Origin of the sequence: Gordonia sp. Swx-4 (genome assembly GCF_030316175.1) — a bacterium.
In the GTDB taxonomy this organism is placed as follows: domain Bacteria; phylum Actinomycetota; class Actinomycetes; order Mycobacteriales; family Mycobacteriaceae; genus Gordonia; species Gordonia alkanivorans.
On sequence record NZ_CP128197.1, the window covers coordinates 2,453,351 to 2,467,302 of the forward strand.

Below are 13,952 nucleotides of genomic sequence, written 5' to 3' on the forward strand. Positions count from 1 at the left end.
TTTCTACGAATCGTGTCTCTCCGTGCGTTCGGGCTCAGGCGATGTCGTACTCGGCGGGGTCGAAATCTTTTGTGGCGCGCCAGTACTGCCATGTGAAGCCCGGCCACACGGTCCGGTTGACGCCCTGCGAGTCGAGATACCAACTCGTGCAGCCGCCGTTGGTCCACACTCCCTTGGCCAGCTTCCGCTGGATGTCGGTGTTGAACCGTTCTTGCACGGACGGGCGTACGTCAACCTTCTCAGCGCCTCGGCTTCCTACTGTGTCGATAGCCTTCATGATGTATTTGATCTGTTGCTCGATCATGAACACCACTGAGTTGTGGCCGAGGCCCGTGTTGGGTCCGAGGAGGAAAAACAGGTTGGGAAAACCCGCGGTCGTGATGCCCAGGTGCGTGTTAATCCCCGTCTGATGCCAGTGGGACGGGAGATCCTCGCCAGTGGCACCTTTCAGGGCGAGCTGATCGAAACCATCAGTCACGTGAAAACCGGTCGCATAAATAATTACATCGATGAGGTGCTCGACGCCGTCTGAGGTGACGATGGAATCAGCGGTGACCCTCTCAATCCGATCGCTGATGACGGTGGTGTTGGGCGCCGCAAGTGCAGGGTAATAGTCGTTTGACCCCAGAATTCGCTTACAGCCGATGCGATATGACGGGGTCAGTTTCTTGCGTAGTGCCGGATCAGAGATGGAGCGTTCAATGTTCCACCGAGCGACCCGTTCGATTGGCCGCATAAGGTTGGAGTGACCGTTGAGGCCGAAGGCTAGGCTCTCCGCACCCCAGTACACCGACCACCTGGCGATACGACGTGCAATCGGGAGTCTGCTCAGAAGAGTCCGCAGGGCCGGCGGAACGGTGAAATTCTTGCGCGGTAGGACCCAGGCAGGGGTTCGCTGGAAGACCTTGAGGGACATGGCCTCCTTCTGTACGAACGGCACAAACTGGATAGCGCTGGCACCAGTGCCGATCACGGCGACACGCTTGCCCTCCAGATCCACCGAATGATCCCACTGTGCGGAGTGAAACGCTTCGCCTTTAAAGTCCTCAATCCCCGAAATTTCGGGAAAATTGGGGATATGCAGCGCACCGACTCCTGAAACTACGAACTGAGCAATGTACTCACGTCCGGACTCAGTACGCAGGTGCCACCGCGACTCTGACTCGCTCCAGTATCCGGAAACCAACTTCTGACCGAAATGAATCTTTTGTGTCACGCCGCGCTTGTCCGCCACATCTTGTAGATACCGCTCAATTTCTGGTTGTGACGACCACACCTTCGACCAGCTACCTCGACTCTCGAATGAGTACGAGTACATCAGCGACGGGACGTCACATGCACAGCCCGGATAGGTATTGTCGCGCCAGGTTCCACCGACGGAGCTTGCCTTCTCCAGGATAAGAAAGTCGCTGTACCCGCGACGTCTTAGCTGTGCGGCCATCCCGAGACCAGAGAACCCGCTTCCGATGATCAGAATCTTGGTCGAAATCGGGTCGTCGGTTGAGTCGGTTTTGGCGGCGGCGCGCGAGGCGCGCCGGGTAGTTGAAGATGCCATGTTTATGCTTTCTCCCTCGTGGGTTCGTTGGCACAACACATCACCTGCGCACAGTGGCAGCGGGTGATCTGTTGAGGCGGAAGTGATCGCGAAGCCATCGAGAATGCTCCGCACAGGTCTAACTGATGTCGACCGTGACGGCTCGGCCGCGTGAACGGAGATCAGCGGAGATCGTCGGGAAGGCTCCGCGTCGCGCGCCACATGGCCATTGTGAACTTGCCTTCCAGCATTCCCGCCTCATGGAAGAACCGAATCATGGGCTCCGACATGAACTGCAGGTTGGTCCGATAGTTTGGGCTGGTTTGTTGTGCCCATACGCCACGCCAGCGGCTAATTCCCACTGCGGGGTACACTTTCGGATTAATGAGCAGCGGGTACGCCAGGTTCGCGATGACGGCAAGCACCCCTCGGTGCCAAGCGCGCGTCGCCTTACGTCGACGCTGCATGCCTTCGATCATCTCCAGTCGCGCAAAGGTAATGTGACGGGCTTCCTCGAGGACATGGATCTTCATGAGCTGGCGAAGCTGAGGCTGCATACTGGGGTCGTTCATCGCCTCGCGCTGGGCGCGGTCCAGGATTTCCTCGATCAGCAGCGTGGCTCCGGACACCGACGGTCCGAGCGGGACGAAATGCAGGATCTTTGCGAAGCTCAAGAAGCCCTTAGGGAGCTTGTAAGGGGGCACGCCTGTTTTGTTAATGAGGCGCGCGAACATAGTGGAATGGCGGGACTCATCGCCGATTTCTGTTAGCGCGTATAGGGACTTCTGATCGGTTAGGGCCCCCTTTGCCGACATGCGCAGGAGCGCCGAACTCAAGAGGTTCTCCGCGTAGATGCCGAAACTGAGGATGCTCACGATCTCGTGGCGTCCCAGCTCGCGACGCTGCTCCTCGGTCATCTTGTTCCACAGTTTGGTGCCGTATAGCGACACCCGGTGCTCTGGCAGAAAGTACTTGCCTTCCTCCCAGGGCGACTCCCAGTCGATGTCGATCTCCGCGTCGTAGAACTTCTCCGCGGAAGACCGCAACAGACGACCTGCAGATCGTTCCATGTCGACGGGCTTGCGCCCGTCCACCCGAGCCATGCCCTCCCTCGAAAAGTCGGGCTTGATCTGGATATCCTGCACGGTCATGTCGTCTCCTCGGTCGTTCACGGCTGGGAGTCGGGGCCTGGGGCCCAGTACCCATTACTCACAGTATCTGATACTGCTAGTATCCACGTACCTCGATATTTGTCAACGCTCAATGCGAAGAAGGTAGGGCTGCATGTCTGACGACCATGACCTCGACTACTCCGGCGAAGGGACCCTGGTGTGCCGCGGGACGGAGATCCATGTCGAAGCGAAGATCAAAGGCTATTTCCAGCCGCTGAACGGCCTCTACACCTGGTATGGCCGGATTCAGAAGAATGATGAGCTCGACGAGCTCCTGAAGGGCGCCCGCGCGATCGCTGTATTTACGACCCCCGAGGGCCGAGCGGAGTGTGTCGTCGGGGATCCCGACTTCTGGGGCCGATACCGCATCTCAGGTAAGAGCACCCCCCCATACCACCTGCCCACCACTCTCGAGGAGGTCGAAGACATGGCCGAGCACCACCACAATTGACAACCATCCACCGCCGCACGGACGTTCGCATAACGGGTGCGCACGATTGGGTCGCCCACTTCAGGTCGAGAGGAAATTGCACATGGTGAGTTCGTCTCCCATTCGAACCCGCCCGTCGAGAGGGGGCGAGAAACTCGGCGAATACAGTCCGACCCTTGAGCGGGTTGCATGGTTTACCCTCCGCCGCAAAGGGATTGTGACGCTGGTCTGGCTCGGCGCCGCCATCGGCTTAGGCCTTCTCTTTCCTCAACTGGAGTCAGTGATACGGGAACAATCTGTGGATCCGATCCCGGCCGGAGTCCCGTCTTTTCAGACCTTGGACCGTATGGGCGCCGCTTTCGACGAGCGCGGCGCCAAGACCACAGTATTCGTAGTGATGGAGAACAGTGCAGGCCTGTCCGACAACACCCGCGATCGATACCACGTGCTTGTCGACACCCTGCGGGCGGACGACAAGCACGTCATCGCCGTCCGAGACCTGCTGAGCGATCCCCTCACTGCGAGTCAGGCTCTCAGCAAAGACAAGCAAGCCTGGTATCTGCCCGTGGGAGTGACCGGCACACTCGGGGGACCCGATACCGCGGAGGCGGTCGCAGCGGTACGCGACACCGCGGAGAGAATCTTTCGCGACACTGAGACGAGAGTCCGTGTGACAGGCCCACCCGCGACCTTTAGCGACCAACTCGCCGTGGGCGAGTCGGATCTGGTCCTGATCACTGTCGCCACCGTGCTGCTGATCGCCGTGATCCTCCTCGTCGTCTACCGTTCGGTGTTCACCGCGCTGATGCCGCTGCTTGTCGTGGGCATGAGTTTGGCCGTGGGTCGCGGAGTTCTATCTGGACTAGGCGAGCTGGGCATGCCGGTATCCCAGTTCACCTCGATGTTCATGACCGTCATCGTCTTCGGTGCCGGAGTTGACTATTCGGTGTTCCTCATCAGCCGCTATCATGAGGGTATTCGAGCAGGCAACTCTCCTGATGCCGCTATTGCCCACGCGAATGCAACTATCGGCCGCGTGGTTCTCGCATCGGCGGGCACTGTGGCCCTAGCCTTCCTGGCTATGGCCTTCGCCAAGCTCAGTGCGTTCAACACTTTGGGTCCGGCCTGCGCAATCGCCATAGCATTCGCATTCTTGGCAACGGTTACATTGTTGCCCCCCGTGCTCTCCTTCGCCGCCAAAAGAGGTGCCGGCCTTCCCCGCCGTGACCTGACGCGGGATTACTGGAGAAGAGTCGGAGTCATGGTTATCCGGCGGCCGGTACCTCTGCTCGCGATCAGTGTGGTCGCGTTGATCGGCCTCGCCCTGGTAGCCGCAACAATTCAGATCACCTACGACGATCGCGAGGGGCAGCCAACTGACACAGGGAGCAACGAAGGCTACGCGCTGCTCAACCGCCACTTCCCGAAAGACATCATTATCTCGGAATTCTTGGTGGTGGAGTCCGAGAACGACATGCGCACGGCTCAAGGCCTTGCCGACCTCGACCAGTTGGCATCCCGCGTCGCGCAGATTCCCGGCGTGACCAGGGTCATTGGCGTGACGCGGCCAACCGGTGAGAAGCTACAGCAGGCGCAATTGTCTTGGCAGAACGATCAGATCGGTACCAAGATCACCGAGGAGACCGGAGATGTACAGGCCCGCAAGGGTGATCTGGCCGTCCTTAAGACCGGATCAGAGCAGCTAGCCGGAGGCCTGGCACAGCTAGAAGAGCAGATCTCCTCCAATCTCGCTCCGCTGTCGGGGTTGCTCGACGAGGTGTCGTCCTTTGGCCCACAACTCGATCAGTACCGGCCGTTGGTGAACCAACTCGCGAGCGCCGCCCCAACGCTTCGACAGTTCTCCCAGCAAGCGCCCGAGCTGTCTCAACTCGCCCGTCGGGCCCAGTCTGCGGCAGATGCGATCGCGCCGGCATTGTCCGCATTGGACGCTCCGTGGTGTCAGCAGATCGCGGAGTGCTCGGCACTGCGCGCGCAGACGGCCGACATCCGGGCACTCGCGGATGATCAGTCGCTCGCGAGGGTGGCTGACTTTACCGCGCAGCTCGGCCGCGTGAGTGCGCCAGGCTCTACCGACATGGCACAGCTTCAGCGTTCTTTTCAAACGCTGGATTCTGCACTACAGACGATCGGTGGGCAGAACCTCGGGAACAGGGTGTCGCAACTCGAGTCCGGCGTCGGCGTTCTCGCCGACGGCGCACGTCAGTTGTCGAATGGAGTCGGGGCTTTGGTGGACAGCAACCTTCAGTTACTCGGTGGACTGGCACAGGTCGCCGCACAGCTTCGGGCTCCTGCCCGCGAGGTCGGCGATTCTGATTCGGCAACCGGCTTCTATCTCCCCGCGGATGCGTTCAAGGACCAGCAGTTCAGTCAGGTCGCTCGACAGTTCATCTCGCCCGACGGGAAAACCGTGCGCTATGCGATACAGACCGCCTACGACCCATACTCTGCCGAGGCAATGAAGCTCGCGAACGAGCTGTCCAGCGTCGCCGAGAACGCAATGCCGAACACCACGCTGGAGGGCGGACGCGCTTCGGTCGCGGGCTTTCCTGCGATCAACGCCGACGTCCAGCGGCTGTTGTCGCACGATTTCAAACTGCTTGGCATTGCCACCCTTCTCATCGTGGGTCTGATTCTGATGCTGCTGCTGCGGGCCGTCGTTGCGCCGGTGTACCTTCTTGCAACCGTCGTCTTGAACTACATGGCGGCGCTCGGTATCGGTGTGCTTGTACTCCAACATATGTTCGGTGCCGGGATTGCCTGGCCAGCTCCACTGGTGTCATTCATTGTTTTGGTGGCGGTGGGCGCTGACTACAACATGTTGCTGGTCTCACGACTGAGAGAGGAGACGAGGGCGAGCGTGCGGGTTGGCGTAATGCGTACAGTCGCCTACACCGGGTCAGTGATCACCTCGGCCGGGTTGATCTTCGCTGCCAGCATGTTCGGACTGATGGTCGGTTCCATCGATGTGATGGTGCAGATCGGGTTCATCATCGGTGTCGGTCTGCTTCTCGACACGTTCCTGGTGCGGACCTTAGTAGTCCCGGCATTGGCCGTGTTGCTGGGCAATGCGAGCTGGTGGCCGGGTCACATCGACCGTTCCCCGCACGCCCCGGGACCATCACAGAAGACGACGCGCGGGCGGACCCCTGGGGATCTGACTTGCGTCGGTCCCTGAACATCCCGACCATCCCGACCACTATCTGTTGGGGCAACCGGTCCCGGTGTTGCCCCAACAGATTAGGAGCGAGGTAGTACATGTCGCGGCACACTCGCCGGCGATAGACGAGTTGTGTTGGTACTCAATGCTAGTGTGACAAGGCTCATCGATCTTCCCCAGGTGTGCTCATTGAAATTCCCCACCCGGAGGCGGCTTCTACTCTAGCGTTCGCCGGGTCGGTGTGGTCGCGGTGCGCTGGTTCTGGGAGCGGGCGTGGTGGTCGCGTAGGCGGTAGGAGTCTCCGTCGAGTTTGAGCACGACCGAGCGGTGCAGCAGCCGGTCGAGCATAGCCGCGGCGACGGTGGTATCGCCGAGGACTTCACCCCATTCAGCTACGGATCTGTTGGTGGTGATCACGATGCTTGTTTTCAAATAGTGTTGCGCCACAACCTGAAACAGTGCCGACGCAGCCTCGGCGGGTAGTGGAAGGTATCCGAGTTCATCGATCACCAGCAGGGTGGGCCCGGCGAAGAACCGCATGCAGGTGGCCCACCGGCCCTCGATGGCCGCTTTGTGGCAGCGGGCAGCCAGATCGGCGGCGGTGGTCACGTAGGTGCGGTAGCCGACGTGTACCGCGGCGCGCGCGAGTCCGACTGCGAGGTGGGTTTTGCCGGTGCCGGGCGGTCCGATGAGCAGCACGTTGGTCGCTGATTCCAGGTAGGCGCAGGTGCCCAGTTCCCGGATGAGGTGGCGGTCCACGCCGGGTGCGGCGTCGTAGTCGAAGCCGTCGAGGGTGGCCGGGGTCGGTAGGCACGCGAACCGCAACCGGCCGGCCAGGCGGCGGGCTTCGGTCGCGCAGACCTCGATCTCTAGGAGATGTTCGAGCATCTGGGTCATCGACCACTCTTCGTCGCCAGCGGTCTGCAGTACCGAGGGCAACGCTTCGGCGGCCGCGTCGAGTTTGAGTACGGCGAGGTGGCCCCGCAACTTCTGATAGGTCGAGACCGCCGCCTGACTCTGCGGCTCGGGCATGGTGGTGTGGGTGGTCATGGCAGTTGGGTCCTGTTCTGTGCGGCGCGTTCGTAGACGCTCATATCGATGACCGATGGTCCGGCATCAACCGATGGGTTTGCTGTCGTTGTTGTGTTGTGGCGCAGTCGTTCTGCGGCCTCGCGAGCGTGTTGCCCGGGTGGGATGCGTTCCTTGCGGCGGTGCGGCCTGCCGCCGGTGACCGCAGCAGCCATGGCTGCTTGGTCGAGGGCGACAACATGGCCGTGGTCGCGTATCTGGGCGCCGGTTCCGGGTGCGGCGAGGCGGTGGCGGGCGATCACGATCCCCGAGGTGGTGGCGATGTCGATATGGCCCGCGCCGAGGCGTTCGGTCACCGTCACCTCAGCCATCGCCAACTCCGGGGGCACCGAGTACTGGTTTCCACGCCAGGCGACGAGCGCTTGACGAGACGCCGTCCTGGCTTCGCTCACCAACGCCGGAAACGGCGTGGCCGGTGCTGGAGACAGTGGTTCGCGTTGGGCGATGGTGGCGACGTTGTAGCGGCCATCACGGGTGCGGCGCATTCGCACATCCGAGCGGGTACGACAGAACTTGTCCAGACTCGCTTGGGCCTGTTCGACAGTGATGTCATCGCCCACGGTGCGCCACCACCGTTGAGCAGCAACACGATTGGCTGATTCGACGACACCTTTGCGGTTACCTCGTCGTGGTGGGCAGATCGCCACCGCAACACCGTAATGCTTGGCCACTGCGGCGAACTCCGAGGTCAGCGCGCCGCTGGCCGGATGGCAGACCGTGGCCATCCGGTCGAACCGCCACACCTTCGTCACCCCACCGAGTCGGCGGGTGATGCGATCGAGGCCGGCGACCACGTGTGGGCGGGTCATATTCGGTGCCAGATAGCCGCGCTAGCGCCCGGAGTGCGCCAACGATCCGACGAACAAGTACGCCGTCGATCCCCACCCCCAGCAGGTCGGCGGATTGGGTAGTTCCAGCCAATCCCATTGTGTCTCTTCACCCGGCGGGTGCTCGATTACCGCGTTCGGTCGGTGGATGGCGGAGGCGCACTGCTCACACGTCGGGCGCAGACCACGAGCCCGGATCTGACGAGTCAAGGGTTTGATACGACTGGCTGTAACCGAGCTCCTCGAGTTCATCGCACAGCGTGCGCGCCCACAAATGCGGATCCTCGGCCAGGCGTGCGGTCACGTACACGACGAACGGTTCGAACGGATCCTCATCCGGCTTCTTACGCTGCCCCTGTCCATGGCCATGAGAAAGTCCCCACTGGTGGCCAGGTCGAGGTCCCCGCTGGTGGCCAGATAAAAGTCCCCACCCTGTGTTCGTCGTGTCGACCCGGAACTGAGGGCCCAGGCGATGACGGTGAAGGTGCCAACCGATCACTGTCACCGCCTGGGAGTTCCATTGAAGTCTGCGAAGGACCGTATGGACATCATTTCTGCTTACCGAGAACTCGGAAGCTATCGCGCCGCCGCCGAGGTGTGCGGCACCACCCACAAGACCGTCAAGCGTGTGGTCGACCGGTTCGAGGCCGACGATCAACCACCAGATCGCATGGTACGGGCCCGCAACTACGACACCGTTGCCGAGCTGGTCGCTGAGCGAGTCGAGCGGTCGCGCGGCCGGATCACCGCGAAACGTCTGCTATCAGTAGCGCGAGCGGCGGGTTATGCAGGCTCGGCCCGCAACTTCCGTCGTCTCGTCGCTCAGGAGAAAACACAGTGGCGCCGTGACCATCATCGTGGGCGTCGCCCGGCAGTGTGGGCTCCGGGTGACTACCTGGTCATCGATTGGGCCGTGATCGGCGGGCTACACATGTTCTGCGCGGTGTTGGCGTTCTCACGCTGGCGGTTCGTTCGGTTCGCCACCAACGAAACATCCACCACCACACTCGGATTCATCGCCGAGGCGTTGGAAGAGATCGGTGGAGTACCCAACAAGGTACTCGCTGATCGGATGGGCTGCCTCAAAGGTGGGGTCGTCGCCAACGTCGTCGTACCGACCCCCACGTATGTGCGGTTTGCCACCCACTACGGGTTCGCCCCGGACTTCTGTCACGGCGCCGATCCGGAATCGAAAGGGATCGTGGAAAACCTGTGCGGGTACGCGCAGTCGGATCTGGCGCAACCGTTGTGGACCGAAGCCAAGATCGCCGCAGGTCGTGACGACGTGCAGCTGGATGTGCACGCAGCGAACCGGGCCGCGCGGGACTGGTGTGTCGAGGTCAACACCCGCCGCCACAGCGACACACTGTGCGTGCCTGCTGAGCAACTCGATGTGGAACGAGAAGTGCTGTCGAAGTTGCCATCTCTGCGGGCCCAAGTCGGTCCACCGCCGGTCACCCGTAAGGTCGATCGCCTCTCGTGTATCCGGTACGTGAATCGCCCCGGGTTTGCTGGAGGCTCGGTTAGTTGGTTCCAGCGGTTGCAGGGACCGGGTTCTCACGGTAGCTGGTGACCATGTGGGTCGACCAGTAGGCGGCCTCGTACTCGACGGGTGGGACGTGTCCGATCTCGCCGTGCAGACGGCGGTGATTGAACCAATCGATGTACTCGGCGACGGCGATCTCGACCTCGCCGACACCGCCCCAGCCGCCTCGAGGGCGCATGACTGGGTTGCGGATGCATTCGGCTTTGAACAGCGAGTTGAACGCCTCGGCCATCGCATTGTCGTACGAATCGCCCTTGGAGCCAACCGAAGTCACCGCATCGGCCTCGGCGAGACGTTCGGTGTAACGGATGGCTCGATACTGCACTCCGCGGTCGGAGTGGTGAATCAGCCCGGCCACGTCCTGGCCGGCACGCGACCGCGCCCACAACCCCATATTCAAGGCGTCGAGCGCGAGGTCGGTGTGCATGGTGGTCGAGACCTGCCAGCCCACGATCATCCTCGAGAAGACATCGAGGATGAACGCGGCATACACCCACCCCGAGTGAGTGCGGATGTAGGTCAGGTCGGCCACCCACAGCGCGTTGGGCGCCGCCGCGGTGAACTGCCGTTCCACACGATCTGCCGGCCGCGGAGTTTCGGCCCCCTCGCTACGCGTGGTCTTCCGCGTCTTCAATCGCGTTATCCCCTGCAGCCCATCAGCTTTCATCAACCGTTCGACGGTGCATCGGGCCACGCCGAGACCCTTCCTGCGTAGTTCGGCATGAACTTTGCGGGCACCGTAAACACCGAGATTGTCGGCATGCACTGTGCGGATCTCGCCGAGGATCTCGCGGTCACGGACCACCCGAGGCGCTTCGACTCGTCGAGAACTCAAATGAGCTCGCACCGTGGACGGAGCGATCTGGGCGGCCGTATCTCTCAGGGCCGCGCAGATCGGATCGACTCCGTGTTCGTCGCGGAAAGCGGCGACGAACTCCACGATCAGCGCTGTGGGCGGTCGATCTCCGCGATGCTTCTATGTCAAGCCGCCACCGCGAACGGTCCTTTTGCGGTATTCCCGAGTTCGGATTCATCGGCACGCAGGACCTGGAACACGCGATCGGAGATACGGCGACGAAGCAGTCGTAGCGCCTCGCGTCGGGTCTTGCCCGCAGCCTGCAGTTTGGCCACATAGGCTTTGCCGAGGCCGCCGCGTGCGACCTGTGTGATGGCGATGGCGTGCAAGGCGGCGTTGACTGTACGGTTGCCACCGCGATTGAGACGCACCCGCTCCTGCGCCGACCACACCGGGATCGGGGCCGTACCGTTGAACTTTGCGTAGGCGTCTTTGGAGTGGAAGCGGTGCGCTCCGGCAGTCTCACCGATGATGACCGCCGCGGAAAGAACCCCACAGCCTGGAATTGCGAGCAACGACGGAGCCAGAACCCGGACGCGGTCGCGGATCTGGCGTTCGAGGTCGTTGATCTGGCGGGTCATCTGCCGGCATCGGCTGAGGAGTTCTCCAGCGATCTGGGCAACCACGCCGGTGAAATGCGTAAGCCGGTCGGCGAGGCTCGTCCATCACACGGTAATGCCGGATCCCTCGGAGAGGGACGTGAAGTTCGGGGTCGAGCTCGTGCAGGTGCCAGCGTAGCCTGCTGATGAGTTTTGTTCTCTCGCAAACCAAATCGTGCCGGTGATCGCTGAGCAGTTTGACTTCCCGGGCGGGGCCGTCCAAACGTGCGATCGGCAGGTTCGGCTCGCGCAGTGCAGCCATCGCGACGGCGTGTGCGTCGATCGGATCGGACTTGCCCGGCTCGCGGGCGCTGCGTCGGTGTAAAGCCATTAGTTGGGTCTTGACCCGGACCACAGCATGCCCGCGATTGAGCAGATCGGCCTCCAATCGGCGGGTGACGTGGCGGCAGTCTTCGAGCGCGAACTGGAGCTGAGGCCATTGTGTGGCCCACTCGATGGCGGACAAGTGCCCGTCGGTAGTGGCCTTTGCGGTCAGCTCTGCGAGCTTGCGTCCGACCTCGTCGACTGCGACAAAGGTATGAGTGGACTTGTGGGCGTCGACTCCGATAACGATCAACTGAGGACTCCGATCGATGGGGTGAACGAGGTACCGGCAGTCGTCGTTGGGCACGCCTCAATCGGGCACCAGCGGCACGCTTCTATCAAGCCACGCGGACGACCGTCCGGGACCCGGCAGGACCGCACATCGGGATAAGCCACCAACAGAAGCTGGGGCAGCAAAGAAACGAGCGAATCCCGCCGGGCCTACTCAGGATGGCATTGACGCAAAGAAAGCCGATGCCTGCTTCAAGATCGTGTTCGCCCGCCGCAGCTCACGGTTCTCGCGCTCCAGCTGCGCGATCCGCTCAGCCTCGCTGGTCGTGGTACCCGGTCGAACACCGCCATCGATCTCGGCCTGCTTGACCCAGGTGCGCAGCGCCTCCGGGTGCACACCAAGTTGATCGCCGATCCGTTTGAGCGCTCCCGGCCGCTTGGCCGGGTCCTTGCGGGCTTCCACCGCCATCCGCGTCGCCCGCTCCTTCAGCTCAGCGCTGTACTTCCGTGGTGCTGCCATGCTCTCCATCCTTCACAGGTTCGAAAGCCTCCGACAACCCCGGGGCGATTCAATGGTGACCGTTACGAGAGCCGGACGGCTTCGTTGCCGACGCAGCAGCCCAGGCGAGAACTCGTGCACGCATGACGCCAACCCGTCGTCGGCCACGACGATATTGCTGGTCAACCGGGCGCACCACCGGAGCTGCGCAGCGCGTACGGGGTGATCCTGGGGCCAACGCGGAGAAACTAACCTGGATAGTAGTAACCTGGCTGTGGCTCGTTCGATATCGAACTGTTTCCATCCGGACTGACGCTTTGGACTGAAGGACTCCCCTTGGCACGGCATCGCAAAGCTGATCCCAGCCCACCCTCCGCTGGCATCCCTGCGTTCCGGCGCGACGCATCGGCGAGCCTCACCCCCGGACTCCCGGGGCTCGAGCATTCACGCATCGTGCATGCGGCCGGGCGACACCGAATGCCTGTCCCACCCGAGGTGTCGGCCGGGTTCACGCGGCGGCCCATCTTCTCGGGCGCCCCAGTGCCCTCCTACTCGCCGCGTGCGCGATCGACGACGGCGCCCGAGGCGTCGCCGTCATACCCACCACGCAGTGGCCGTCCATACACTGCGCGCTCGCGTACTGCCTTGCCCCGCCAAGCCGGGCCTGGCCATCGAGTTTTCGGGCCGCGTCGCTCACAGCGCCCGCTCGACCTCGGCAGGCATCCTTCGGCAGCGCCTACCGCACCGTGGGAGCGGGCGTTGTGTGTCGTTGAACCTCAGTCCAGCGAGCAAGCTCAGTCAGGCTTTCTCGAGGTGCTTGACGGCGAGGAGGTCTCGGGCACCTCAACTCGGTCGGCGGCTGCGGCCGGGTTGGGTGGATCACTCCTGGCCGCGGTGGTTCTATGCGCTGCCGGCGGGACTGCGGCCACTGCGCTCGCCGATCGACACGACCTGACGGTCACTCCCCTGACTCAGGCTGGCGTGCCCGTCGACGTCCAGTCCGCAGCAGCCCCACGATCTGTAACCGTCGGATCGGTGGCCGAACAGCGAAGCCGCACGTCGGCACGGGCATCGTCACGCGATGAGCTGACCTCGGTTATGCGAGAACTGGCACAGCCAGATCGCGCGCGGCCGTCTGAACCCCCGGTGCCACAACGGCCGCGGTCGGCGGCACCGACCTACGGCACCGTGACCTCAAGTTACGGAGCGCGATGGAGTACCACGCATTATGGCCTCGATATCGCCAACTCGATTGGCACACCGGTGGTCTCGACCAGCGACGGGCAGATCATCGAATCCGGTCCGGCTGATGGCTTCGGGCTGTGGATACGAGTGCTGCAAGACGACGGCACGATCGGCGTGTACGGGCACATCAACGAGACACTGGTGAGCGTCGGGCAGCGAGTCTTGGCCGGCGAGCAGATCGCAACGGTAGGAAACCGCGGCTACTCCACCGGCCCGCACCTGCACTACGAGGTCTGGCAGCAAGACGGACCCAAACTCGATCCTGCACAGTGGCTGAGAACCCGGGGGGTCTACGTCGTTGGATGACCCGCCGTATCGGCGCGGGAGGTGTGACGACGAGTGGTCCCGCACAGGTGTCGCGAGCTAGAGGCGGGACTGGGTACGCCCAATTCCTCGGGCGCAGTAGTCGGTTCGGCGGCCAC

The 13,952-nt window shown here is 62.5% G+C and carries 7 protein-coding genes and 4 pseudogenes; 4 read left to right on the forward strand and 7 right to left on the reverse strand.

What is annotated here, in order from left to right:
- Nucleotides 1-34: 34 nt before the first annotated feature.
- On the reverse strand, nt 35-1,555 hold the full coding sequence (locus PWF70_RS11155; protein ID WP_286352958.1) for a flavin-containing monooxygenase: 1,521 nt from the start codon (nt 1,553-1,555) through the stop codon (nt 35-37).
- 161 nt (nt 1,556-1,716) lie between these two features.
- Nucleotides 1,717-2,685: an AurF N-oxygenase family protein gene (locus PWF70_RS11160; RefSeq protein ID WP_286352959.1), complete on the reverse strand. Its 969-nt coding sequence runs from the start codon at nt 2,683-2,685 to the stop codon at nt 1,717-1,719.
- A gap of 133 nt (nt 2,686-2,818) precedes the next feature.
- Between PWF70_RS11160 and PWF70_RS11165 the strand changes: the two genes are divergently transcribed.
- Nucleotides 2,819-3,157: a DUF4873 domain-containing protein gene (locus tag PWF70_RS11165; protein ID WP_058253891.1), complete on the forward strand. Its 339-nt coding sequence runs from the start codon at nt 2,819-2,821 to the stop codon at nt 3,155-3,157.
- An 82-nt stretch (nt 3,158-3,239) separates the two neighbouring features.
- A complete protein-coding gene (locus PWF70_RS11170; protein WP_286352960.1) occupies nt 3,240-6,332 on the forward strand; it encodes an MMPL/RND family transporter in 3,093 nt (1,030 codons plus the stop codon).
- Between the two features lie 198 nt (nt 6,333-6,530).
- Here PWF70_RS11170 and istB read toward each other — a convergent pair whose 3' ends face one another.
- Both istB and PWF70_RS11180 read right to left on the reverse strand, forming a co-directional pair.
- Entirely contained in the window at nt 6,531-7,364 is an 834-nt protein-coding gene (gene istB, locus PWF70_RS11175; protein WP_006902475.1) for an IS21-like element helper ATPase IstB, read from the reverse strand.
- Nucleotides 7,361-8,699: pseudogene (locus PWF70_RS11180) on the reverse strand (Mu transposase domain-containing protein). The gene istB and the pseudogene PWF70_RS11180 overlap by 4 nt, the downstream one beginning before the upstream one ends.
- A gap of 51 nt (nt 8,700-8,750) precedes the next feature.
- Here PWF70_RS11180 and istA point away from each other — a divergent pair.
- Nucleotides 8,751-9,722, forward strand: a pseudogene (istA, locus tag PWF70_RS11185) (IS21 family transposase); the annotation flags it as partial.
- Between the two features lie 31 nt (nt 9,723-9,753).
- Here istA and PWF70_RS11190 read toward each other — a convergent pair.
- The 3 genes and pseudogenes from PWF70_RS11190 to PWF70_RS11205 all read right to left on the reverse strand — a co-directional run.
- A complete protein-coding gene (locus PWF70_RS11190) occupies nt 9,754-10,716 on the reverse strand; it encodes an IS3 family transposase (RefSeq protein ID WP_286352954.1) in 963 nt (320 codons plus the stop codon).
- Between the two features lie 41 nt (nt 10,717-10,757).
- A pseudogene (locus PWF70_RS24205) lies at nt 10,758-11,808 on the reverse strand (IS110 family RNA-guided transposase).
- A gap of 210 nt (nt 11,809-12,018) precedes the next feature.
- Nucleotides 12,019-12,315 (reverse strand): annotated as a pseudogene (locus PWF70_RS11205) (transposase); the annotation flags it as partial.
- Between the two features lie 1,005 nt (nt 12,316-13,320).
- Between PWF70_RS11205 and PWF70_RS11210 the strand changes: the two are divergent.
- A complete protein-coding gene (locus tag PWF70_RS11210; RefSeq protein WP_373194821.1) occupies nt 13,321-13,836 on the forward strand; it encodes a M23 family metallopeptidase in 516 nt (171 codons plus the stop codon).
- The last annotated feature ends 116 nt before the right edge of the window (nt 13,837-13,952 follow it).